Below are 22,683 nucleotides of genomic sequence, written 5' to 3'. Positions count from 1 at the left end.
ATGCTGGAATTTACCCTCCTCAAGACCGACACGAGCGGTCTGACCAAGGCACGCCGCGGCACCTTGAAACTCAACCACGGTGTCGTGCAGACGCCGATCTTCATGCCAGTGGGCACTTACGGCTCGGTGAAAGCCATGTCGCCGCTGGAACTGAACGAGATCGACGCGCAGATTATTTTGGGTAACACGTTTCACCTGTGGTTGCGTCCAGGCAACACCGTCATGGAGAAATTCGGCGGCTTGCACGGCTTCATGGGCTGGAACAAGCCGATCCTGACGGATTCGGGCGGATTCCAGGTGTTTTCGCTGGGCGCCATGCGCAAGATCACGGAAGAGGGCGTGCATTTCAATTCGCCCATCAATGGCGATAAACTGTTCCTCTCACCGGAAGTGTCGATGCAGGTGCAGCGCGTCTTGAATTCCGACATCGTCATGCAGTTCGACGAATGCACGCCGTACGAGATCCAGGGCCGCCCGGCCACCATCGAGGAAGCGGCCAAGTCGATGCGCATGTCCCTGCGCTGGGCGCAGCGCTCGAAGGACGAATTCCACCGCGGCGAGAACCCGAATGCGCTGTTCGGCATCGTGCAGGGCGGCATGTTCGAGATGCTGCGCGACGAGTCGCTGGCCAAGCTGGAAGAGATCGATTTCCCCGGCATCGCCATCGGCGGCCTGTCCGTCGGCGAGCCGAAGGAAGACATGATGCGCATGCTGGCCCACGTGGGCCCGCGCCTGCCGGCCAACAAGCCGCATTACCTGATGGGCGTGGGCACGCCGGAAGACCTGGTGGCGGGCGTGTCGAACGGCATCGACATGTTCGACTGCGTCATGCCGACGCGTAACGCCCGCAATGGCTGGCTGTTTACCCGTTTTGGCGACATCAAGATCAAGAACGCCAAGTACAAGGAAGACCAGGCGCCGCTGGACGAGACGTGCAGCTGCTATGCCTGCCGCAATTTCTCGCGCGCCTACCTGCACCATCTGCACCGCTCCAAGGAAATCCTCGGCGCGCGCCTGAACACCATCCACAACCTGCATTACTACCTGGACCTGATGCGCCAGATGCGCGAGGCGCTGGATGAAGACCGTTTCCACGCGTTTACCCTGCAATTCCACGCGGAACGCGCACGCGGAACTTAAGAAAAGCTTAGCTTGAGGCCCCGCAGCTGCGAGGCCGGAAGTTTTGTGTATTGGTGCTTGGACTGGGGCGATAAAGCATTGCATAATGCCTTTTTAGCCCCATTTGAAGCTGCCATGCCTGCAATTGGGGGCTTGGCGGATTGCCAATGCTAGAATACAGCGCTATTTTTTCAAACTGATTAGAACTGGAGTCACCGTGTTTTTCATTTCCAACGCTTATGCGCAAGCCCCAACCGAAGCCCTGGGCCTCGGCGGCAACCTGACCAGCTTCCTGCCGCTGGTATTGATGTTCGTGGTCATGTATTTCCTGATGATCCGTCCACAGCAAAAACGCGCCAAAGAACAACGGGCGATGATGGACGCGCTGGCCAAGGGTGACGAAGTCGTCACCGCCGGCGGCATGCTGGGCCGTGTTGTCAAGGTAGTGGACGCTTACGTCACCATCGAAGTGGCGACCGGCACCGAAATCACGGTGCAAAAGAGCTCCATTACCACCTTGCTGCCTAAAGGCACCCTGAAGGCGCTGTAATTCCTCGCTGTCATTGCCCCGGCAATGATTGAACGGGGCGGCTACCCGCCGCCCCTCGCGACGCCTCCGACGCTCAACACTGAACGCTGAATCACTATGAATCGCTATCCTGCCTGGAAATACATCATCATCGTCGTCGCCTTATTGCTGGGCGCACTCTATACGGCGCCCAATTATTTCGGTGAATCACCGGCGCTGCAAGTAACCAGCGGCAAGTCGACCGTCAAGGTGACGGGCGAGCTGATGACGCAAGTCGAGCAAATATTGACGAAAGAGAACGTCAAGTCGGAAGGTGTCACCATGGATGGCGCCGGCAACCTCGCCTCCGTGCGCGTGCGTTTCGCCGATCCCGATACCCAGTTCAAGGCGAAACTGGTGCTGGAAAAGGACCTGAATACCGATGCCAGCGACCCTGCGTACATCGTGACGGTTAACCTGCAAGCCAATACGCCGATGTGGATGCAGAAATTGCATGCCTTGCCCATGTTCCTGGGCCTGGACTTGCGCGGCGGTGTGCACTTCCTGATGCAGGTCGATGCGAAAGCCGTACTCAACAAGAAAGTCCAGGGCGTCCAGTCCGCCGCGCGTAGCGTGTTGCGCGACAAGAATATCCGCCACGCCGGCATCGAGCGCGTGGGCGACAGCGTGCAAATCAACTTCCGCGACGCGGAAACGCGCCTGAAGGCAAAAAATGTCCTGTCCGACCAGATGACGGAACTGGCCTTTGCCGATGCGGGCGAAGGCAGCGATTTGAAACTGAACATCACGCTGAAACCGGCCGCCCTGAAGGCGACCATCGACGAAGGCGTGAAACAAAATATTTCCACCCTGTCCAAGCGCGTCAACGAGCTGGGCGTGGCCGAGCCGCTGATCCAGCAGCAAGGTCCCGACCGAATCGTGGTGCAACTGCCTGGCGTGCAGGATGTGGCCCGCGCGAAAGCCATCATCGGCCGCACGGCCACGCTGGAAGTGCGCCTCGTCGACGAAACCATCGTGCCTGGCACCGAACTGTCGAGCGCCATTCCGTTCAACTCGGAACTGTTCACTGTCGGCAAGGGCGTCCCTGTCGTGCTGGCGAAAGACGTGATCCTGACGGGCGACTATATCTCCAGCGCCACGGCCAGCTTCGACCAGAACCAGCAAGCGGCCGTGTCGATCGACCTGAACGGCGACGGCGGCCGCAAGATGCGCGAAGCGACGCGCGAAAGAGTGGGCAAGCGCATGGCCATCGTGCTGTTTGAAAAGGGCAAGCCGGAAGTGCTGTCGGTCGCCACCATCCAGCAGGAACTCGGCTCGCGCTTCCAGATCACGGGCATGGGCGGCGCGGAAAACGCGAATGAACTGGCGCTGCTGCTGCGCTCGGGCGCCCTGTCCGCACCGATGACCGTCATCGAAGAACGCACGATCGGACCGCAACTGGGCGCGGAAAACATCGCCAAGGGCTTCCATTCGACCTTGTATGGCTTCATCGCCATCGCCATCTTCATGATCGCCTACTACATGCTGTTCGGCGCCTTCAGCGTGCTGGCCCTGGCCACCAACCTGCTGTTGCTGATCGGCTTGCTGTCGATGATCCAAGTGACCCTGACCTTGCCCGGTATCGCCGCGATCGCACTGGCGCTGGGCATGGCGATTGACGCCAACGTCCTGATCAATGAACGTATCCGCGAAGAGCTGCGCGCCGGCAATACGCCACAGGCGGCGATCGCCGCCGGCTTCGACCGCGCCTGGGCCACGATTCTGGACTCGAACGTGACCACCCTGATCGTCGGCCTGGCGCTGCTGGCCTTCGGCAGCGGTCCCGTGCGCGGCTTCGCTGTCGTGCATTGCCTGGGCATCCTGACCTCGATGTTCTCCTCCGTGTTCGTGTCGCGCGGCGTGGTCAACCTCTGGTATGGCCGCAAGAAAAAGCTGACGACCCTGTCGATCGGCACGGTGTGGGTGCCGGGCGCCAGCAAGTAAGCGACGGCCTCGACTCACCCAATAGCGACAACAGCGATCGCGTCCGGCGGCCCCGCCGCCGGATGCACAGAATAGAACTCAGAGGATTTCATGGAATTTTTCCGGATCAAAAAAGATATTCCCTTCATGCGCCATGCGTTGATTTTCAACGTGATTTCGGCCCTGACCTTCCTTGCCGCCGTCTTCTTCCTGGTGCACAAGGGCTTGCATCTGTCCGTCGAATTCAAGGGCGGCACGCTGATGGAGGTGAAATACCCGAAGGCGGCCAATCTTGAAGGCATACGCGGCACCCTGATCGCCATGGGCTATGAAGAGCCGGGCGTGACCAGCTTCGATACGGCGCGCGACGTGATGATCCGCCTGCCGGTGGAAAATGGCGTGACCGCCGCGAACACCTCGCAGCGCGTGTTCGAAGCGCTGTGCAAGGCCGAGCAAGGCACGACCAAGGCCATCGACACCGTCACCGACAAGGGCGAGCATGTGCTCAAGAGCGCCTGTATGGACGCCGCCGGCAGCGAAGCGGTCGTCTTGCAGAAAGTCGAATTCGTCGGTCCGCAGGTGGGCGAGGAACTGGCGCAGAATGGCTTGAACGCGCTGGTGGTAGTGATTATCGGCGTGATGATCTACCTGGCCATCCGCTTCGAGTGGAAGTACGCTGTCTCGGCCATTATCGCTAACTTGCACGACGTGGTGATTATCTTGGGCTTCTTCGCCTTCTTCGAATGGGAATTCTCGCTGACGGTGCTGGCGGCCATCCTGGCGGTGCTCGGCTATTCCGTCAACGAATCGGTGGTGATCTTTGACCGTATCCGCGAAAACTTCCGCAAGCAGCGCAAGGCGACCGTGCACGAAGTGATCGACAGCGCGATCACCAGCACCATTTCGCGTACCATCATCACCCACGGTTCCACTCAGATGATGGTGCTGTCGATGCTGGTCTTCGGCGGCCAGACCCTGCACCACTTTGCGCTGGCGCTGACCATCGGTATCTGCTTCGGTATTTACTCGTCCGTGTTCGTCGCGGCCTCGATCGCCATGTGGCTGGGCGTCAAGCGCGAAGACTTGATCAAGCCGATCAAGGAAAAAGACGAAACCGACGGCGCCGTGGTGTAATGTAAGCGCAGGGATTTTTGCAGGTCGAATGAGGAACGATCACCGTTTGCGGTGGTCGTTTTTTTTATGGTGGATGACAATGAAGCGTTTGATAGTGATGGGCATCATGGCAGGCATCGGCACGCTGGCCAGTGCCGCGCAATTGAGCCGTGCGGACAGCGGCGCCATCGCCCTGCACGGCCCGATTGCCGAGGGCGACGTGGACAAGCTGCGGCTGCTGGCCGTACCGGGGACGACGCTGTTGCGCGTCAATAGCGACGCAGGCGAGCCGCGGCCGGCCATGCAGCTGGGACGCCTGGTACGCCAGCTACGGCTCGATATCGCCATCGATACCGTGTGCGCGGGCAGCTGCGCCCTGTATGTCTTCCCGGCGGCTTACCGCAAGCACATTCCCGCAGACGCCGTGCTGGCGCTGCAGGAATCGGCTTTCCTGCGCGCGCAGGTGGACCAGGAGCAGATGCGACGCACCCTGGTCGACGCGGGCGTGGCGGCTGAGGACATCGGCAGTGAAACGGCGGCGCTGGCCGCCCGATTGGCCGACACGGCGGCGCAGGAAGCGGCGTTTGCCGCCGAGCTGGGTATTTCTCCCGCCTTTTACCGCGATTTTCCGCAAGTGGCGGCGCAGGCCGATCGCGTGCGCCGGCGTTTTCCCGACCAGGAGGCGGCCGTCCACTGGTGGCCTGCGGCGGCACGGCTGCGGCGCTGCTACGGCATCGCCGGCGTGGAAGAGGGCGCGCGCGCGGCGCGCCTGCTGCCCGATGGCTATCTGTACGTGCCGGCCCTGTCGGCCCTCGTCATGGGCGACCAGGCTTTGCAGGGCTGTCCATGAGCCGCAGCGGCCGTTTGTTCCTGCTGATGGACGCCATGCGCGCCAGGCGCGTGCCCGTCACGGCAGCCCAGCTGGCGCAGCAGCTCGGTGTTTCCGAGCGCACGATTTACCGCGATATCCAGACCCTGGCCGAACTGGGCGCGCCCCTGCAGGGCGAGGCCGGCATTGGCTATGTGCTGCGCCGCGGCGCCTTTCTGCCGCCGCTGATGTTCGGCGCCGATGAACTGGAAGCGCTGGTGCTGGGCGCGCGCTGGGTGCGCCGGCAGGGCGATGCGGGCCTGGCGCAGGCGGCCAGCAATGCCCTGGCGAAGATCGCGGCCGCCTCGCCGCGCGATTTGCGCGACAGCATGGCCGAGACCAGCCTGTGGGTGCCGCTGGGGCGCCCCGCCGATGGCGCGCAGCCGGCCGACCGTTACGTGCAGCCCGTGCGCGAGGCGATCCGCTACGAACAGAAACTCACGCTCGCCTATCAGGATGAGCACGCCAGCGCCACCTCGCGCACGGTGTGGCCGTTCGCCCTGGCCTTTTTCGAAGGCAAGCGTTTGCTGGCTGCCTGGTGCGAGCTGCGCGGCGATTACCGGCATTTCCGCATCGACCGCATCGCCGGCGTGCAGCAGCATGAGGAGCGCTATCCCACGCGGCGCCATGTGCTGCTGGATACCTGGCGCAAGGCGCACGATATTGATCCGGAATCGTGAGGTTCGCTCCTGACAAAAACTGTCAGTGACGGCGACTACGATGGTGGCTTCTTCACTCACCGGAGCCATCCATCATGCGCCTGTACCACCACCCCATGTCCTCGAATGCCCGCCGTGCCCTGATGACGGCGATCCACCTCGGCCTGTCTCTGGAGCTGGCTGAAGTCGACCTGATGAATGCGGACGACCGCCGCCGCCTGGCCGAACTGAACCCCAACGGCAAGGTGCCCGTGCTGGCCGATGGCGCTTTCCTGCTGTGGGAATCGTGCGCCATCATGCAATACCTGGCCGAGCAGGTGCCGGGCCAGACGATTTATCCGCAGGCGCCGCAGGCGCGCGCCGACGTCAACCGCTGGCTGTTCTGGGCGGCGCAGCACTTCGCGCCCGCCATCAGCGTGCTGGCCTGGGAGCGCGCCTGGAAGGGCATGACGGGCAATGGTCCGGCGGACCCGCTGGAAGAGGCGCGCGGCGAGCGCGATCTGCACGAGTGCGCCGTGGTGCTGGACGCGCATCTGGCGGCGCGCAGCTGGCTCAGCGGAGATGACGTGACCCTGGCCGATTTCGCCGTGGCCGCGCCCCTGATGTACAGCGAGGCCGTGCGGCTGCCGCTGGCGCAGTACCGGCATATCGAGGCGTGGTTCGCCCGCGTGCGGCAGCTGCGCGCCTGGCAGGAAACGGACGTGCAGCTGTTGCCGGGATAATGTGTGCGCTAAGTGTGTCAACGCACGGAGCAGGCGCGGCGTACCGCATAAGATAGGGTTGTCTCTTTCAGGACATCCCTAGCTTTGGACTTGACCCGCTTTCGAGCGGGTTTTTTTTCGCTTTCAACCGGATTTTTGTCCGGAGGGGGAAAGTGGGCTTGATAAATTGATCATCGCCGCACAGATGGGCGCATCCCACTTCCAGCAGGTACGCCATGTTCATGCCACGCCATCCGAAACCCCTGTTGAGTACCAAGGCGGTTGCCACGCAGGTCGTCCAGCAGAAGCAGGGGACGCAGCCCATGGACAAGCATGTGCTGATCGTCGACACGGTCAAGCCGGCGGCACCGCCGCCAGCGGGCAAGAAGCCTGCCGGCTAGTGCACGAGCACTTTCAGCAGCGACTGCACTTCATCGTCCGATTCTTCCATGATGCGCGACAAGGTCGCATCTTCGCCGATCAGGCAATCGATGCTGCGCGCGGCGCGCGCTGCCCGTACGGCAATGGCGGCCGGGCTTTCGTTGAGGGGCGACGAGACGGGCGCCAGGTCGTTTGCCAGCAGCAGGGTGTCGCCCAGCGATTCGGGCGGGATGGCGCGCAAGCCTTCCCACAGCGCATCGATGGCGCCCCGCACCGCTTCCGGCACCTTCAGTTTGGCCAGGACGCCGTGGCCGATGGCTTGTTCGCCATGCTCGACCCAGTCCTCCGGTTCGCCATCGAGGATGCCGGGGAATTCGGCCGCGCGCGACAGCAGATAAAAGCCGCCCACTTCATGCATGATGCCGGCAAACAGGGCCGTATCGGGATCGACCCTGGTGACGCGGCGGGCCAGCACCTGCGACAGGGCCGCCACATGGGCCGTATGTTCCCATAGCTGGTTGGCCTTCGCCTGCAGCGCGGGATCGGTGATGGTGCTGCCCAGCTGGCGCACGATCAGCGATGCCACCACCGACTGCAAGGTACGCACACCGAGCCGCTGCACGGCGTTGCGCACGCTGGTGATTTCATTGCCGGAGCGGTTGAACGCCACGGAATTGGCGATGGCCACCGTGCGCGCGGCCAGCAGCGGGTCAGCCTGCACCAGCTTGGCGGCGGCCTCGATATGGCAGTCGGGATCGGCCAGCGCCTCTTGCAGCTTGAGCGAAGCGTCCACATTGGCAGGAAAGGTCAGCTCGCCACGAGCGGCTTGTGCGGCGATGCTTTTAAAGGCGTCGAGTCTGTTCATTGAAAAAATTATACTCGCAATATTTCCGTACGGAACTTTTTAACCGTGATCTTTTCGCAAACAGCTTAGCAAAAGGCAAGCAAAGCCCCGTAAACGCAAAATGGGCACGCGTACAGTCGACGCGTGCCCATTTTGAACGACGAAATTCCGAACGCTTAACAAAACCATTGCGAGCGGATGGGATTTGTGGCTAAGAAGCGCAACCGTACTTTAGTACGGGGGCGCCGAGCCGGTGAGCATCGCAGGCCGCAAAGCGCACCGCGCAGCAGGTTTTGTTACGCGTTGTTAGAGAGATTCGCTGAAGATGGCGTCGCAGCCTTCCACCAGTTCGTCGCTGTCTTCCAGCTCATCCGTCAAGCCCAGGTCGAACAGTTCCTCGACGGCGTTCATGAAGCTGTTGTGCTTGGTGGCGCCGATCAGGCGGTAGATTTCGCCGTCTTCGTTGCGCACGCCGATGATCAGTTTTTCCTGGCGCACCAGTTCCGGCGTGCTGGCGTTGAGCAGCAGGTTGCCGATGATGTGTTTATCGAAATGTGCGGGCTTTTTGCCTTCGAGCAGTGTGGTTTTCAACTTGGTTTCCTTTGTCTTGTTTGAATGTCTGTGCTTGGTGAATGGTCAGCCGTGGCCGTTGGCGATCGCGTGTTTCAAGCCTGCCAGGGTGCTTTCCAGACGTATGAAATCGTCTTCGGTATAGCCGTCGAACAGGCGCTGGCCCTGTCGTGTCAGCTTGGGGAACACGTCATGGAACACCTGTTCGCCTTCGCAGCTCAGGCGCACATAATAGGAACGCTTGTCGCGTGGACAACGTTCGCGTATCACCAGCCCCTTTTGTTCCAGCCGGTCCACCACGCCCGTCAAAGTCCCCTTGGTAATCAGGGTTTTCTGGCCCAGCTCCTTGTAGGACATGCCGCGGGTGTTGCCGAGCGTGGCAATGATGTCGAATTGCGCATGCGTCAAGCCGTACTGGCGCACGAAGTCGCTAGAAAACCGCTCGAAGCCTTGCATGCATTCGGCCAGCAGCCGGATACTTTTTAAATATCGTTCACCCATGGCAGTGATTATATCCTTCCGCTCCGCTTTTTTCCGCCGCGCCAGGATGCGCCCTTGCATGAGGGTCTCGATGGGGCGGAAGTCCGGTATCATGTGGGCAACTCAGCCCTTGCCCCGATCCCGCCCCGCCGATGTCCTTCGCTAATCTTTCCCGTATCGGCCTCGACAAACCGCTGCGCTTGCTGCTGGTGCATGCCGGCGATACCGAGTCGATCACGTGGGCCGGCCTGGTGCAGCCGCTGCGCCTATGCGCGCGGGCGCTGGGGCCGCAGGCGTTCCAGCTGGACGTGCGCACGCCGGAACAGGTGGCCGCGCAGGGCGGCCACTGGCATATCGCGCTGCTGGTGGCCGACGAAACGCAGGCGCCGCTGCGCGCCGAGCTGTGCCGGGCCGTGATCGAGCGCTGCCGTTCGGCGCCGTTCTGGGGCGGCGTGGGCGCGGCCGTGCTGTGGCTGGCCGGCGCGGGCGTCATGGATGGCGTGCGCATCGCCTTGCCGTGGGCCCTGTACGCCGATGCGGAAGCGAAGGCCGAGCGGGCCATCCTGACGCCGCATTTGTTCGACATCGACGGCCCGCACATCACCTGCTGCGGCGGCGCGGCCAGCATCGATTTTTCGCTGACCCTGATCGAGACCATCTTTGGCGCCGACGTGCAGGCGCTGATCAAGGAAGCCTTGTGCGTGGACAAGGTGCGCGGCAAGGAAGAGCGCCAGCGCGTGGCCCTGCAGGCGCGCTTCGGCGTGCTGCAGCCGAAATTGTCCGAAGCGGTGACCTTGATGGAAGCCAATATCGAGGAGCCGCTGTCGACGGACGACATCGCCAGCCTGGTGGGCCTGTCGCGGCGCCAGCTCGAGCGGCTGTTCAAGCAATACCTGGGCAGCCTGCCGTCGCGCTACTACCTGGAGCTGCGCCTGCAGCGCTCCAGGCAATTGTTGCTCGATACACACTATTCCATCGTGCAAGTCGGCCTGATGTGCGGCTTTTCCTCCGGCTCGCACTTTTCCACGGCCTTTGGCACCCTGTTTGGCAATACGCCCCGGGAAGAGCGGCAAAGAAAGCTCATGCCCCCAGCTTGATCAAGGCAAGTCCGGCTGTGATGAATTGTGAAAATCCTTGTCGCAGATTCAAAAGAGTTTTAGCATCCCGCTTTTTATAATGCAGTACACACGTAGCTGTCGTAGCTGCGGAGTACCTAACATATTGATGGGGAAATGCTATGAATGCCAAGCTTGATTCGACCGTAACGGCTCGTCCAGTCACCCGGGAAACCTTTGACCAGGTCCTCGTTCCTACCTACGCCCCTGCAGCCATGGTGCCCGTGCGCGGTTCCGGACTGGATCTGTGGGACCAGTCAGGCAAGCATTACCTCGATTTCACCTCCGGCATCGCCGTCAACAGCCTGGGCCACTGCCATCCGGCGCTGGTCGACGTGCTGACCAAGCAAATCAATAATTTGTGGCATTTGGGCAACGGCTACACCAACGAACCTGTGCTGCGCCTGGCGCTGGCCCTGACGGAAGCGACCTTCGCCGACCGCGCCTTCTTCTGCAACTCGGGCGCGGAAGCCAACGAAGCGGCCCTGAAACTGGCGCGCAAGTACGCGCACACCAAGTTCGGCGCGCACAAGTCGCGCATCATCTCGTGCTTCAGCTCCTTCCACGGCCGCACCCTGTTTACGGTCTCCGTCGGCGGCCAGGCCAAGTACACGGAAGGCTTCGAGCCGCTGCCGCCGTCGATCGACCACATCGCCTACAACGACATCGAAGCGGCGCGCGCCGCCATCGGCGATGACGTGTGCGCCGTGATCGTCGAGCCGGTACAGGGTGAAGGCGGCGTGGTGCCGGGCAATCCGGAGTTCCTCAAGGAGCTGCGCGCCCTGTGCGACAAGACGGGCGCCCTGTTGATTTTCGACGAAGTCCAGAGCGGCATGGGTCGCACTGGCGCGTTGTTCGCGTACATGGGCTATGGCGTGACGCCGGACATCCTGACGGCCGCCAAGGCGCTGGGCAACGGCTACCCGATCGGCGCCATGCTGACCACCAATGAACTGGCGCAAACCCTGGCCGTCGGCACCCACGGCACCACCTACGGCGGCAACCCGCTGGCCGCCACCGTGGCCCTGAGCGTGCTGGAAACGATCAACACGCCGGCCTTCCTGGCGCGCGTGAAAGAAGCGAGCGTCAACACCATCGCCATGCTGCAAGGCTTGATCACGGATTACCCGCAAGTGTTCTCCGTGGTGCGCGGCAGCGGTTTGCTGCTGGGCCTGGTCGTCAGCGAGGCCTACAAGGGCCGCGCGAAGGACATCCAGAAAGCGGCCGAAGCGCAAGGCTTGATGGTGCTGATCGCCGGCATGGACGTGGTGCGCCTGGCGCCGGCCCTGATCGTCTCGGACGAACAGATCGCCGAAGCGGGCCGCTTGCTGCGCGCCGCCATCGACGGCATGCTGAAAGCCTGAGGCTAGCCTCGCTCCCTGTTTGATCACCGGCCCGCCGCTTTGCTGCGGGCCGGCTTGGTTCTACCCCAGCATAGTCAGCATTGAAGGAGTACCCATGTATGTTGTCCGTCCGGTAGAAATTGCGGATATTGCAGCCCTCGAAGCGCTGGCCGCGGTAACCATGCCGGGTGTCCATACCCTGCCGAAGACGCGCGAAAAAATCGCCGCCTCCGTCGAGCGCTCCATCGCCTCGTTTGCCGCCCATGTCGACATCCCCAGCGAAGAGTCGTATCTCTTCGTGCTTGAATCCCTGCTCGACAAGAGCATTGCCGGCACCGCCGCCATCTTCGCCTCGGCCGGCTCGAACGGCACCTATTTTTCCTTTCGCAACGACGTCATCCAGCAAGTCTCGCGTGACCTGAACATCAGCCACAGCGTGCATGCGCTGACCCTGTGTTCGGAGCTGACGGCGTATTCGCAGCTGTCCGGCTTCTATGTGCGCAACATGGAGCAGGCGGGCCTGGAAGCGGCCCTGCTGTCGCGCGCGCGGCTGCTGTTCGCCGTGCTGGCGCCGCACCGCTTCGGCGACCGTTTCTTCGTGCCGCTGGCCGGCATCACCGACGCCAACGGTCAGTCGCCGTTCTGGGATGCGCTGGGCCGCAAGTTCTTCCAGATGGATTTCCTCGATGCCGAAAAAGTCATCGGCGGCGCCCGCAACCGCACCCTGATCGTCGAGCTGATGCCGCACTACCCCGTGTACGTGCCGCTGCTGCCCGGCGACGCGCAGGCGGCCATGGGCCAGATCCACCCGAGCGGCGAACTGGCGTTCAACTTGCTGACGGAAGAAGGCTTTGAAGCCGACGATTACATCGACATCTTCGATGGCGGCCCGATCCTGCAGGCGCACAAGCATGCGCTGCGTTCGTTTACGGGCTCGCTGACGCGCCGCGTCGTCGCCGGCGTCACGCCCAGCCGCACCGGCCTGAAAGTGCATTACGCGGTCGCTTCGGGCGCGGAGCGCAACTTCCGCGCCGTCACCTTCACCTGCGATGCGCTCGAAGCGCAGGACACCGTCGGCTTGCCGCCCGAGCTGCTCGAAGCGCTGGCCGTGGCCGAAGGCGACAGCGTCATTTGCGTGCGCATCTAACCGAGAGAACATTATGCTAGTAGTACGCGCCATCAACGCCAATGACCTCGATGCCCTGTATGGCCTGGCCAGCCAGGTCGGCACCGGCATGACCACCCTCAAGCCGGACATGAAAATGCTGGGCGACCGCCTGGCCATCGCCTGCGCTTCGTTCGCCGAAACCATCGCGCCCGAAAAGCGCGACTACATGTTCGTCATGGAGGATACCGACACGGGCCGCCTGGCCGGCGTGTGCGCCATCAAGGGCGCCGTGGGCCTGGAAGAACCGTTCTATAACTACCGCATCGGGACCCTGGTCCATTCGAGCCGCGAGCTCGACGTGTTTACGCGCATGGAGACGCTGTACCTGTCGAACGACCTGACGGGCAGCACGGAACTGTGCTCGCTGTTTTTGCACCCCGACTACCGCAGCGGCAACAACGGCAAGCTGCTGTCGAAAAGCCGCTTCCTGTTCATCGCGCAGTTCCCGCACCTGTTCACGGAAAAGCTGATCGCCGAGATGCGCGGCTACCAGGCGCCGGACGGCAGTTCGCCATTCTATGAAGGCCTGGGCCGGCACTTCTTCAAGATGGATTTCCACCACGTCGACGATTTGACGAGCCTGGGCAAGAAATCGTTCATCGCCGAACTGATGCCGCGCCAGCCCATGTACGTGGCCTACCTGCCCGACGAAGCGCAGGAAGTCATCGGCAAGGTGCATCTGAGCACGGCGCCTGCGCGCCGCCTGCTGGAACAGGAAGGCTTGCACTTCGAAGGCTATGTCGACATTTTCGACGCCGGTCCCGTGCTGCAGGCGCGCGTGTCCGAGTTGCGCGCCATGCGCGACAGCATGCCGGCCGTGCTCGACGCCGACGCTGCGCCGGAAGCGGGCGGCGACGCCGTCCAGGCCGAGCCTTACCTGGTGTCGAACACCGACCTGAAAGATTTCCGCATGATCGTCACCAGCGCCAATCCGCACGGCGGCAAGATGGCGCTGAACGACGATGAATTGCACCTGCTGCGTTGCCACAACGGCGACACCGTGCGCACCTTGTCACTCAACCCGAGGAAGCATCCCCATGTCTAACGTATTTCATTCGTCTACCGCAGCATCGAACTTCATCAACGGCGCCTGGCTGCCGGGTACTGGCCGTGAACTGGTCACCATCGACCCGTCGAACGGCAAGCAGACCTGGGCCAGCCTGGAAGCGACGGAACGCGAAGTCGAACAGGCTTGCCAGTCCGCCCGCGCCGCCTTCGAAAGCTGGGCCGATACGCCCGTCGAGGAACGCATCGCCATCTGCGTGCGCTTTCGCGAACTGCTGAAAGTTCATGCGGAAGCGCTGGCGCTCCTGATCTCGGAAGAAGTGGGCAAACCGCTGTGGGAGTCGCGCACGGAAGTGGCCACCATGGCCAACAAGATCGATATCTCGGTGCAGTCCTACCACGCGCGCACGGGCATCACGCAAAGCAAGATCGCCGACGGCGACGCCGTGCTGCGCCACCGTCCGCATGGCGTGTTCGGCGTCTTTGGCCCCTACAATTTCCCGGGCCACCTGCCGAACGGCCACATCGTGCCGGCCCTGATCGCCGGTAATACCATCGTCTTCAAGCCCAGCGAATATGCGCCGCGCACGGCCGTGAAAACCGTGCAGCTGTGGCAGCAGGCCGGCTTGCCGGATGGCGTCGTCAACCTCGTCAACGGCGGGCGCGACACGGGCGTGGCGCTGGGCGCCAATCCACACCTCGATGGCGTGCTGTTTACGGGTTCCTGCCAGACGGGCATCAGCCTGCACCGCCAGTTCGGCGGCCAGCCGGGCAAGATGCTGGCGCTGGAAATGGGCGGCAACAATGCCCTCGTCGTGTGGGATGTGAAAGACATGGACGCGGCCGTGCACCACGCGATCTTCTCCGCGTTCGTCTCGGCCGGCCAGCGTTGCACCTGCGCGCGCCGCCTGGTGGTGCAAGACAACGCAGCGGGGTCTGCCTTCGTGGCGCGCCTGGTGGAAGTGGCCGCGAAACTGGGCATCGGCGCCTCCGATGCGCAGCCGCAGCCATTCATGGGGCCAGTCGTGTCGGCCGCCGTGGCCGCGCGCCTGGTGCAGGCGCAGGCGGACATGGTCGTCAAGGGCGGCACGACCCTGCTGCAGATGCGCCAATTGAATCCCGCGGCGGGCTTTGTCACGGCCGGCATCGTCGACGTCACCGATGCCGCCGGCATCCCCGATGAAGAATGGTTCGGCCCCCTGCTGCAGGTGATCCGCGTGGCCGATTTCGATGCGGCCCTGAAGGTCGCCAACGCCACCGAATTCGGCCTGGCCGCCGCGCTCCTGTCCGACGATCCGGCACTGTGGCAAACCTTCCAGGTACGCGCGCGCGCCGGTATCGTCAACTGGAACCGTCCGACCACGGGCGCGGCCAGCACGGCGCCGTTCGGCGGCATCGGCAAGTCGGGCAACCACCGTCCGAGCGCCTATTACGCGGCCGATTACTGCGCCTACCCGGTCGCGTCGATCGAGAACAGCGTACTGGAACTGCCGGCCAAGCTGTCGCCCGGCCTGAATTTTTAAGTTTAAGGTTTATAAGGAATACCCATGCACAGCACGCGCGAATACAACTTTGACGGCCTGGTGGGCCCATCGCATAACTATGCGGGGCTCTCGTTCGGCAACGTGGCCTCGTTCAGCAATGTGAAAAGTGCTTCGAATCCGAAGCAGGCCGCCTTGCAGGGCCTGGCCAAGATGCGCGCGCTGGCCGCGCGCGGCTTTGCGCAAGCCTTGCTGCCGCCGCAGGACCGGCCGAATTTCCGCCTGCTGCGCTCCATCGGTTTCACGGGCACGGACGCCGAGGTGCTGGCGCGTGCCTACCAGGAGTCGCCCGTCATCCTGGCCTGCGCGTATTCCGCCTCGCCCATGTGGACGGCGAACGCCGCCACGGTCAGCCCGTCGGCCGATACGCAGGACGGCCGCGTGCATTTCACGGCCGCCAACCTGAATAACAAGCTGCACCGCGCCTTCGAGCACGCGCAGTCGGCGCGCAGCCTGCGCGCCATTTTCAAGGACGACAAGCACTTCGCCGTGCACGACGCGCTGCCGTCGACGCCCGCTTTTGGCGACGAAGGCGCGGCCAACCATACGCGATTGGGCGCGCACCACGGCGCGCCATCGGTTGAATTGTTCGTGTATGGTCGGGTGGAGTTCGATCCATCGGCGCCGTCGCCGAAGCGCTATCCCGCGCGCCAGACCCTGGAAGCGTCGCAAGCCGTGGCGCGCCTGCATGGCCTGGACGCGAAGCGCACCGTGTACGTGCAGCAGAACCCGGACGTGATCGACCAGGGCGTGTTCCATAACGACGTCATCGCCGTCGGCAATGGCAATGTGCTGTTCTATCACGAGCAGGCGTTTGCCGATGAGGGGGAGAGCCTGTCGCAGCTGCGCCGCGCCGTCGCCGCCACGGGCGCGCAACTGGACGCGCTGCGCGTGGACACGGGACAGGTGCCGATCCAGGATGCGGTGACCAGCTATCTGTTCAACAGCCAGCTGTTGACGAAAGAGGGCGGCAAGATGGCGCTGGTGATCCCGCAGGAATGCCAGGAAAACCGCGCCGTGTCGCGCTACCTGGAAGGCCTGGTGACCAGCGGTGGTCCCATCGATGAACTGATTCATTTCGACCTGCGCCAGAGCATGCGCAACGGCGGAGGGCCCGCCTGCCTGCGTTTGCGCGTGGCCCTGACGGAAAACGAGGCGCGCGCCATGCACCAGGGCGTGATCATGACGGAAACGCTGTACCATCGGCTGGTGCAGTGGGTGGAAAAACACTACCGCGACCATCTGGAACCGGGCGACCTGGCCGATCCGCAACTGGCGCTGGAAGTGCATGCGGCGCTTGAAGAATTGACGATCATCCTCAACTTACCTGGATTGTACGACTTGTAGGCGATAGAAAAACACACAGAAAATCCGAGACAGACTATCCGTAGCACAGACAGAATTGGACGGGCGACCCCCGTCTCTTGACACCGCTGCCGCCCAGCCACAAGCCCGAACGACAGCGTTGGACATTCACATTACCGTAATGGAGATGCAAGATGAATCACACGCCACAAGATTTGCGTACACAAACGCTGGAGCTGATTAACGCGGCTGGCAATGCGGGCAAGGCAGCAGCGCCTGTCGTGCAACTGGTGCAGGCATGGCTGGACTCGCTCGACGCCGAAGACCTGGCCGATATCGCGCCCGACAGCCTGGTGCCCGTGCTGGTCGACGGTTTCACGCAAGCGGCCAAGCGCACCGGCAGCGGCTGCCAAATCGCCACCCTGCGTTATGCGGATGGCCGTGGCGGCATGGCGAGCGCCTTGCTGATCCTGAACGAAGACATGCCTTACCTGGTCGACTCCATCGTCATGGCCATGCGCCGCCAGCACCTGGCCGTACGCGGCGTGATGAACACCGTGCTGCCCGTGCGCCGCGCTCTTGACGGCAGCGTCGAAGCGGTTCGCCAGCCGGGCGACCCGCTCGAATCGTATGTGCTGGTGCTGCTCGACGAAGAGCTGGCGCCGGAAGCCCTGGCTACGCTGGTCGCCGCCCTGGAAACGGTCGCGCGTGACGCTGCCGTCGTGCGCCGCGATGCCGCCGCCATGAGCGAGCGCCTGGCCACCGTCGCCACGGCTGCAGCGCAGCATGGCGAAGAAGGCGCGGAAGTGGCCGCCTTCCTGGAATGGGCCCGCAGCGGCGGCTTTGAAGTATTCGGCTACGCCTACTACCGCGTCAAGCCGGGCGTGCGCGAACTCGAACGCGACATCCCGAGCCGCGTCGGCGTGCTGCAGGATACGGCGCACCCGGTCTACGGCACCTGCCTGGCGAATATCCCGGGCGACTTCGACACCCTGGCCAAGCGCGACTCGGCGCTGTCCATCGTCAAGGCCGACGTGGCGGGCACCTTGCACCGCGACCAGCAGCTCGACTTCATCGGCGTGCGCGACATGGATGCGCAAGGCGCGATCCTGGGCGAGCATTGCTTCGTCGGCCTGTTCACCCGTGCCGGCAATTCCACCCCGCTGGCGGCGCTGCCATTTGCGCGCGGCCGCGTGGCCAAGGTACTGAGCCTGGCCGGCGTGCGCCAGCAAGGCTTCCGTGCCGAGAAATTCCGCGAAATCCTCGAATCCCTGCCGCGCACGGAAGCGCTGGAAGCGGACCTCGACTGGCTGGCGCAAGTGTGCGGCGCCGTCGTGTCGCTGTACAAGCAGCCGCGCACCAAGGTCTTCGCGCGCCGCGACGTGTACGCGCGCCACCTGAACGTGCTGGTCTACCTGCCGCGCGAGCGCTACAGCGCCAGCGTCGCATCGAGCTTGGCCAAAGCCCTGCAAGCCAGCTCCGGCGCCACGCACGTGAGCACGCAGACCCTGGTGGCCGACGGCCCGCTGGCGCGCGTCTACCTGATCGCCCACGCCGCCCGTTACCCGCTGGACCTGGAAACGGATATCGAACAACCGCTGCTGGGCGTGCTCGATGGCTGGCATAACGGCTTTGCCGCCGTGGCCGACGCCGTGCCCGACGTGGCCCTGCGCGCCAGCCTGCGCAAGCTCTGCGCCACGCTGCCGCTCGATTACGTGGCCGCCACCGCGCCGGCCGTCGCCTTCCGCGACCTCGACACCATCCTGCGCAACACCGATCCGGCGCACGTGGCCGTGCGCATCGAGACTGGCGTTGTGACCACCATCCGCCTGTACTCGGCCAACAAGGTGCCGCCGCTGTCGACCATCCTGCCGGCCCTGCACAATGCGGGCGTGGCCATCGACCGCGAACAGGCGTATTCGGTGTCGCTGTCCGACGGCACGCGCTATTTCATCACCAGCCTGACGGTCGATGCCGCCAGCGCGGCGAAACTGGCGCAGCCATCCGTCGTCGCCGTGGCGCAGGAACTGTTTGCGGCCCTGTTCAACGACACGGCCGAAGATGGCCGCCTGAATGGCCTCGTCATTGAAGGCGGCTTGTCGACGCGCGAAGTGCAGCTGGTGCGCGCCTATACCAGCTACTGGCGCCAGACGGGCAGCCGCTTCTCGGTGCGCTACATCGCCGAAAGCCTGCGCAAGCAGCCGGCCCAGGTCAAAGCGCTGGTCGAAGCCTTCCTGCAGCGCTTCGATCCTGCGCTGTCGGACGCGCAGCACGCGGCCGCCCTGGAAGCGATCGCCACCATCAAGGCCGGCCTGCCCTCCGTGAACCATGCGGACACCGAGGAAATCCTCGGCGCGCTGGCCGACCTGATGGCCGCCACCCTGCGTACCAGCTACTTCCAGAACAATCAACAAGGCGACAAGATCATCTTCAAGTTCGACACCAGCAGCCTGGCGCTGGTGCCGGAACCGCGTCCGTACCGCGAGATCTTTGTCTTCTCGCGCCGCTTTGAAGGCGTGCACCTGCGCGGCGGCCCTGTCGCCCGTGGCGGCTTGCGCTGGTCCGACCGGATGGAAGACTACCGCACCGAAGTGCTGGGCCTCGTCAAGGCGCAGATGGTCAAAAACGCCGTCATCGTGCCGGCCGGCGCGAAGGGTGGTTTCGTCTGCAAGATGATGCCGAAGGACGCCGTGCGCGAAACCATCGCGGCCGAAGGCGAAGCCGTCTACCGCCTGTTCATTTCCAGCCTGCTGGAAGTGACGGACAACCGCTCGCTGGGCAACATCGTCCCGCCGGTCGACACCGTCTGCTTCGACGACGCCGACCCGTATCTGGTGGTCGCCGCCGACAAGGGCACGGCCACGTTCTCGGACATCGCCAACGGCATCGCCGTGCAGCGTGGTTTCTGGCTCGGCGACGCGTTCGCCTCGGGCGGCTCGAACGGCTACGATCACAAGAAACTGGGCATCACGGCCAAGGGCGCGTTTGAAGCCGTGAAGCGCCACTTCTATGAAATGGACCACGACCTCAATACCACCCCGATCACCATGGTCGGCGTGGGCGACATGTCGGGCGACGTGTTCGGCAACGGCGTACTGCTGTCGCGCCAGCTGAAACTGGTGGCCGCCTTCGACCACCGCCACATCTTCCTCGACCCGACACCGGACGTCGCCGTCTCGTTCGACGAACGCGCGCGCCTGTTCGCCTTGCCGCGCTCGTCGTGGGATGACTACAACAAGGAGCTGATCTCGGCCGGCGGCGGCGTGTATCCGCGCTCCGCCCGCACGATCGAGCTGTCGCCGCAGATCCGCGCCGCGCTCGATATCGCGGAAACCTCGCTGGCGCCGGAAGAGCTGATGCACCGCATCCTGAAGGCGCCCGTGGACCTGTTCTACAACGGCGGCATCGGCACCTACATCAAGGCGTCGACGGAGACGCATGCACAGGTGAAGGACCGCGCGAATGACCATATCCGCGTCAATGGCAATGAGCTGCGCGTCAAGGTTGTCGCCGAAGGGGGGAATTTGGGTGCGACGCAGGCCGGCCGCATCGAATTCGCGCTGGCGGGCGGACGCATCTTCACCGATGCGATCGACAATTCGGCCGGCGTCGATTGCTCGGACCATGAAGTGAACGTGAAAATCTGGCTGGACGTGGAAGTCAACGCTGGCAAGCTGACGGAAGCGGAACGCAACCGCGAACTGTATGCGATGACGGACGACGTCGAACGCCTGGTCTTGCGCGATAACACGCAGCAGACGCATTTGCTGGTGCGCGAGCTGCAGGCGCAAGGCGAGAGCGCCGTGCAGGATGGCTATGCCGCGCTGATCGCCAGCCTGGAAGAAGAAGGCGCCCTGTCGCGCGAACTCGAGCAACTGCCATCGGTGGCCGAACTGGCGCGCCGGAAGAGCGACGGTCGTGGCCTGACCACGCCGGAACTGGCGGTGGTGATCGCCAACGTGAAGAACCGCTTCAAGCGCATCCTGTCCGCCTTGCCGCTGACGGATGAAACGTGGGCCGAGCCGGTGCTCAAGCCGTACTTCCCGTCCTTGCTGGTGGAAACCCGTTCGGCGCTCGATCACCCGCTGGCCAACGCCATCCTGGCGACCGTGCTGGCCAATGAAGTGATCAACCGCTGCGGCCCGCTGATGATCCGCAACCTGGCGGCGGAACACGGTGTGGATGAATCGGCCGTGATCCTGGCCTGGGGCCAGGCCTGGGTGGCGCTGAACCTGGCGCCCGTGTTCGACGCGCTCGACGCGGATGCCTTGACGGTACCGCGCGATGTGTCGATCAAGGTCGATGCGCAAACGCGCGTGCTGCAGCAGACGATGATCGCCGGCGTGCTGTCCGTGCCGGCCGAGCAGCTGCGCGGCGCCGGCCTGGCCGAACTGACGCGTTTGTTTGGCGCGGAATCGAAGCGCGAGCTGCTGCAAGCCGTCGGCATCAAGTCCGAAGCGGCGCTGGTGCCGGGCTTGACGCCGGCCTTCGTGCAGGCGTGGGATGCGGTCGACGCGCTGGAAGTCGTCGCCGGCTTCCTGTTCCCGGCCCTGTCCGTGCCGCGTCCTGTCTCGATGGACCTGGCCGCCTTCCTGCGAGTGGGCCTGGCCCTGCGCAGCCAGGCGGGCATCGATACCTTGGAGCGTGGCCTGAAGCTGGCCGCGCAAGGCAAGTCGCAGGAACAGTTGCGCAACTACGCGCAGCAGGCGCTGCGCCGCACGCAACAGCGTCTGCTGACGCAGGTGCTGGCGCGCGCCGAGCAAGGCAATGCCGGCCAGGCCGTCGATGCGGTGACGGGCGCGCTGGGCCTGTCGGCCTATGTGGCGGCGACGGAACTGGAGCAAGCCATGCTGGACGTGTGGACCTTGTCGGAAGCCGTGAATAAAATCACGGCGAAAACCCCAGCGGAAGCGGCGGTGTAATGACGCAAGAAGCAACGCAAGTAGTAACCCAGGTAGTACAGGGCGCTGGCGGCTTGCCGCCGGCCGTGCAGGCGCTGGCGCAGGCCGATTTCAGCGGCGTGGCGCAGCTGTTCGCCGACGCCGGTTTCACGGTGGCCTTGCCGGCGCCCGGCATGCTGCAAGTCGTCAAGCCGCAAGCCGATGCGGGCCGCGCCAGCGTGGCCGTCTCGGTGGGCGTGCATGGCGACGAGACGGGGCCGATCGAAGTGCTGGCGCATCTGCTCGACGCGCTGTCGCGCGATGCGTCGCAGCTGGCCGTCGACCTGCTCGTCTGCGTGGGCAATGTCGATGCGATCCGGGCCGGCAAGCGTTTCATCGACGCCGACCTCAATCGCATGTTCCGCCCCGTGCGCGGGAGTTTGGCGCAAGCGGCGGAAAGCGCGCGCGCCGATGAAATGATCGCTGCGACCAGGGCCTTCTTTGACGCGGCGGGCCCCGTGCGCTGGCATCTGGATTTGCACACGGCCATCCGGCCGTCCGTGTACCCCACGTTTGCCATCGTGCCGGACCTGGTGGCCGACGAGGCCAAGACGCAGCTGATAGCCTGGCTGGGCCAGGCGGCCATCGGCGCCATCATCATGAACCCGCAGTCGGCCGGCACCTACAGCTATTATTCGGCCGAGCATTGCGGCGCGGCCGCCAGCACGGTGGAACTGGGCCGCGTGGGCACCTTGGGGCAGAACGATTTGTCGCTGTTCGACGACGTGTCGCGGGCGCTGGACGGCCTGTTGCGCGGCTTGCCTGCGCAAGCCGTCAAGGCGCAACCGCACGTGTTCAAGGTGGCGCAGGAAATCATCAAGCACAGCGATGAGTTCCGCATGGCGTTTGACCGCAGCACGCAGAATTTCACGTCCCTGCCGCAGCACGCCGTGATCGCCAGCGATGGCGAGCACGTCTATACGGTGCAGCATGCGGAAGAGCTGGTGGTGTTCCCGAACCCCGATGTGCGGGTGGGCTTGCGCGCGGGATTGATGGTGGTACGCGTGGCTTGATTGTCGAGCGATCACGCCGTATCAGGC

Annotated in this window: 19 protein-coding genes; 16 read left to right on the top strand and 3 right to left on the bottom strand. The window is 63.8% G+C overall.

Going from position 1 to position 22,683, the window contains the following annotated elements; genetic code table 11:
• The 8 genes from tgt to ACQ4W4_RS08090 all read left to right on the top strand — a co-directional run bounded on the left by tgt (position 1) and on the right by ACQ4W4_RS08090 (position 7,352).
• Positions 1-1,140, top strand: coding sequence for a tRNA guanosine(34) transglycosylase Tgt (tgt, locus tag ACQ4W4_RS08125; RefSeq protein WP_034745502.1), 1,140 nt, complete (start codon positions 1-3; stop codon positions 1,138-1,140).
• 196 nt (positions 1,141-1,336) lie between these two features.
• A complete protein-coding gene (yajC, locus tag ACQ4W4_RS08120; protein WP_046684538.1) occupies positions 1,337-1,669 on the top strand; it encodes a preprotein translocase subunit YajC in 333 nt (110 codons plus the stop codon).
• A 96-nt stretch (positions 1,670-1,765) separates the two neighbouring features.
• Entirely contained in the window at positions 1,766-3,631 is a 1,866-nt protein-coding gene (secD, locus tag ACQ4W4_RS08115; RefSeq protein ID WP_436541517.1) for a protein translocase subunit SecD, read from the top strand.
• Positions 3,632-3,721: 90 nt separating this feature from the next.
• The gene (gene secF, locus ACQ4W4_RS08110) at positions 3,722-4,744 is read left to right on the top strand and encodes a protein translocase subunit SecF (protein ID WP_436541516.1); all 1,023 of its coding nucleotides are present in this window, start codon (positions 3,722-3,724) and stop codon (positions 4,742-4,744) included.
• Between the two features lie 79 nt (positions 4,745-4,823).
• The gene (locus tag ACQ4W4_RS08105) at positions 4,824-5,573 is read left to right on the top strand and encodes a hypothetical protein (protein ID WP_436541515.1); all 750 of its coding nucleotides are present in this window, start codon (positions 4,824-4,826) and stop codon (positions 5,571-5,573) included.
• A complete protein-coding gene (locus tag ACQ4W4_RS08100) occupies positions 5,570-6,271 on the top strand; it encodes a helix-turn-helix transcriptional regulator (protein ID WP_436541514.1) in 702 nt (233 codons plus the stop codon). The genes ACQ4W4_RS08105 and ACQ4W4_RS08100 overlap by 4 nt, the downstream gene beginning before the upstream one ends.
• A 74-nt stretch (positions 6,272-6,345) precedes the next feature.
• Complete coding sequence (locus ACQ4W4_RS08095; RefSeq protein WP_436541513.1) at positions 6,346-6,972, top strand: glutathione S-transferase family protein; 627 nt, start codon at positions 6,346-6,348, stop codon at positions 6,970-6,972.
• 215 nt (positions 6,973-7,187) lie between these two features.
• Complete coding sequence (locus ACQ4W4_RS08090; protein ID WP_436541512.1) at positions 7,188-7,352, top strand: hypothetical protein; 165 nt, start codon at positions 7,188-7,190, stop codon at positions 7,350-7,352.
• Here ACQ4W4_RS08090 and ACQ4W4_RS08085 read toward each other — a convergent pair.
• From ACQ4W4_RS08085 to ACQ4W4_RS08075, 3 genes are all read right to left on the bottom strand, one after another.
• On the bottom strand, positions 7,349-8,197 hold the full coding sequence (locus ACQ4W4_RS08085; RefSeq protein WP_436541511.1) for an HDOD domain-containing protein: 849 nt from the start codon (positions 8,195-8,197) through the stop codon (positions 7,349-7,351). The two genes, ACQ4W4_RS08090 and ACQ4W4_RS08085, sit on opposite strands and share 4 nt — an antisense overlap.
• A gap of 285 nt (positions 8,198-8,482) precedes the next feature.
• Positions 8,483-8,767, bottom strand: a complete 285-nt coding sequence (locus ACQ4W4_RS08080; protein WP_070290811.1) for a hypothetical protein — start codon at positions 8,765-8,767, stop codon at positions 8,483-8,485.
• Positions 8,768-8,812: 45 nt separating this feature from the next.
• Complete coding sequence (locus ACQ4W4_RS08075) at positions 8,813-9,247, bottom strand: MarR family winged helix-turn-helix transcriptional regulator (RefSeq protein WP_436500217.1); 435 nt, start codon at positions 9,245-9,247, stop codon at positions 8,813-8,815.
• A 131-nt stretch (positions 9,248-9,378) separates the two neighbouring features.
• Here ACQ4W4_RS08075 and ACQ4W4_RS08070 point away from each other — a divergent pair, with 131 nt between their 5' ends.
• The 8 genes from ACQ4W4_RS08070 to ACQ4W4_RS08035 all read left to right on the top strand — a co-directional run bounded on the left by ACQ4W4_RS08070 (position 9,379) and on the right by ACQ4W4_RS08035 (position 22,656).
• Positions 9,379-10,323: a GlxA family transcriptional regulator gene (locus tag ACQ4W4_RS08070; RefSeq protein ID WP_436541510.1), complete on the top strand. Its 945-nt coding sequence runs from the start codon at positions 9,379-9,381 to the stop codon at positions 10,321-10,323.
• Positions 10,324-10,463: 140 nt separating this feature from the next.
• Positions 10,464-11,705, top strand: a complete 1,242-nt coding sequence (astC, locus tag ACQ4W4_RS08065) for an acetylornithine/succinylornithine family transaminase (protein ID WP_436541509.1) — start codon at positions 10,464-10,466, stop codon at positions 11,703-11,705.
• A gap of 94 nt (positions 11,706-11,799) precedes the next feature.
• Positions 11,800-12,831, top strand: coding sequence for an arginine N-succinyltransferase (locus ACQ4W4_RS08060; RefSeq protein ID WP_099376231.1), 1,032 nt, complete (start codon positions 11,800-11,802; stop codon positions 12,829-12,831).
• Between the two features lie 13 nt (positions 12,832-12,844).
• Positions 12,845-13,897 carry an arginine N-succinyltransferase gene (astA, locus tag ACQ4W4_RS08055; RefSeq protein ID WP_436541508.1) on the top strand — a complete coding sequence of 351 codons (1,053 nt, stop codon included), beginning with the start codon at positions 12,845-12,847 and terminating at the stop codon, positions 13,895-13,897.
• Positions 13,890-15,380: a succinylglutamate-semialdehyde dehydrogenase gene (astD, locus tag ACQ4W4_RS08050; protein ID WP_436541507.1), complete on the top strand. Its 1,491-nt coding sequence runs from the start codon at positions 13,890-13,892 to the stop codon at positions 15,378-15,380. Before astA ends, astD begins: the two co-directional genes overlap by 8 nt.
• A 24-nt stretch (positions 15,381-15,404) precedes the next feature.
• Positions 15,405-16,745, top strand: coding sequence for an N-succinylarginine dihydrolase (gene astB, locus ACQ4W4_RS08045; RefSeq protein WP_436541506.1), 1,341 nt, complete (start codon positions 15,405-15,407; stop codon positions 16,743-16,745).
• 152 nt (positions 16,746-16,897) lie between these two features.
• Positions 16,898-21,625 (top strand): NAD-glutamate dehydrogenase domain-containing protein, encoded by a 4,728-nt coding sequence (locus ACQ4W4_RS08040; RefSeq protein ID WP_436541505.1) that lies wholly within the window; start codon positions 16,898-16,900, stop codon positions 21,623-21,625.
• Positions 21,625-22,656 (top strand): succinylglutamate desuccinylase, encoded by a 1,032-nt coding sequence (locus tag ACQ4W4_RS08035; RefSeq protein ID WP_436541504.1) that lies wholly within the window; start codon positions 21,625-21,627, stop codon positions 22,654-22,656. The genes ACQ4W4_RS08040 and ACQ4W4_RS08035 overlap by 1 nt, the downstream gene beginning before the upstream one ends.
• Positions 22,657-22,683: the final 27 nt, after the last annotated feature.

The sequence above is a fragment of the Janthinobacterium glycogeni genome (assembly GCF_051380725.1).
Classification (GTDB): Bacteria; Pseudomonadota; Gammaproteobacteria; order Burkholderiales; family Burkholderiaceae_D; genus Janthinobacterium.
This window is presented reverse-complemented; position numbering and strand designations above follow the sequence as displayed.

What these genes read in the sequence shown, in the direction of transcription:
- tgt (WP_034745502.1), top strand. Translation starts at nt 1, where the DNA reads ATGCTGGAATTTACCCTCCTCAAGACCGACACGAGCGGTCTGACCAAG.
- secD (WP_436541517.1), top strand. Translation starts at nt 1,766, where the DNA reads ATGAATCGCTATCCTGCCTGGAAATACATCATCATCGTCGTCGCCTTA.
- secF (WP_436541516.1), top strand. Translation starts at nt 3,722, where the DNA reads ATGGAATTTTTCCGGATCAAAAAAGATATTCCCTTCATGCGCCATGCG.
- ACQ4W4_RS08105 (WP_436541515.1), top strand. Translation starts at nt 4,824, where the DNA reads ATGAAGCGTTTGATAGTGATGGGCATCATGGCAGGCATCGGCACGCTG.
- ACQ4W4_RS08100 (WP_436541514.1), top strand. Translation starts at nt 5,570, where the DNA reads ATGAGCCGCAGCGGCCGTTTGTTCCTGCTGATGGACGCCATGCGCGCC.
- ACQ4W4_RS08095 (WP_436541513.1), top strand. Translation starts at nt 6,346, where the DNA reads ATGCGCCTGTACCACCACCCCATGTCCTCGAATGCCCGCCGTGCCCTG.
- ACQ4W4_RS08090 (WP_436541512.1), top strand. Translation starts at nt 7,188, where the DNA reads ATGTTCATGCCACGCCATCCGAAACCCCTGTTGAGTACCAAGGCGGTT.
- ACQ4W4_RS08085 (WP_436541511.1), bottom strand. Translation starts at nt 8,197, where the DNA reads ATGAACAGACTCGACGCCTTTAAAAGCATCGCCGCACAAGCCGCTCGT.
- ACQ4W4_RS08075 (WP_436500217.1), bottom strand. Translation starts at nt 9,247, where the DNA reads ATGGGTGAACGATATTTAAAAAGTATCCGGCTGCTGGCCGAATGCATG.
- ACQ4W4_RS08070 (WP_436541510.1), top strand. Translation starts at nt 9,379, where the DNA reads ATGTCCTTCGCTAATCTTTCCCGTATCGGCCTCGACAAACCGCTGCGC.
- astC (WP_436541509.1), top strand. Translation starts at nt 10,464, where the DNA reads ATGAATGCCAAGCTTGATTCGACCGTAACGGCTCGTCCAGTCACCCGG.
- ACQ4W4_RS08060 (WP_099376231.1), top strand. Translation starts at nt 11,800, where the DNA reads ATGTATGTTGTCCGTCCGGTAGAAATTGCGGATATTGCAGCCCTCGAA.
- astA (WP_436541508.1), top strand. Translation starts at nt 12,845, where the DNA reads ATGCTAGTAGTACGCGCCATCAACGCCAATGACCTCGATGCCCTGTAT.
- astD (WP_436541507.1), top strand. Translation starts at nt 13,890, where the DNA reads ATGTCTAACGTATTTCATTCGTCTACCGCAGCATCGAACTTCATCAAC.
- astB (WP_436541506.1), top strand. Translation starts at nt 15,405, where the DNA reads ATGCACAGCACGCGCGAATACAACTTTGACGGCCTGGTGGGCCCATCG.
- ACQ4W4_RS08040 (WP_436541505.1), top strand. Translation starts at nt 16,898, where the DNA reads ATGAATCACACGCCACAAGATTTGCGTACACAAACGCTGGAGCTGATT.
- ACQ4W4_RS08035 (WP_436541504.1), top strand. Translation starts at nt 21,625, where the DNA reads ATGACGCAAGAAGCAACGCAAGTAGTAACCCAGGTAGTACAGGGCGCT.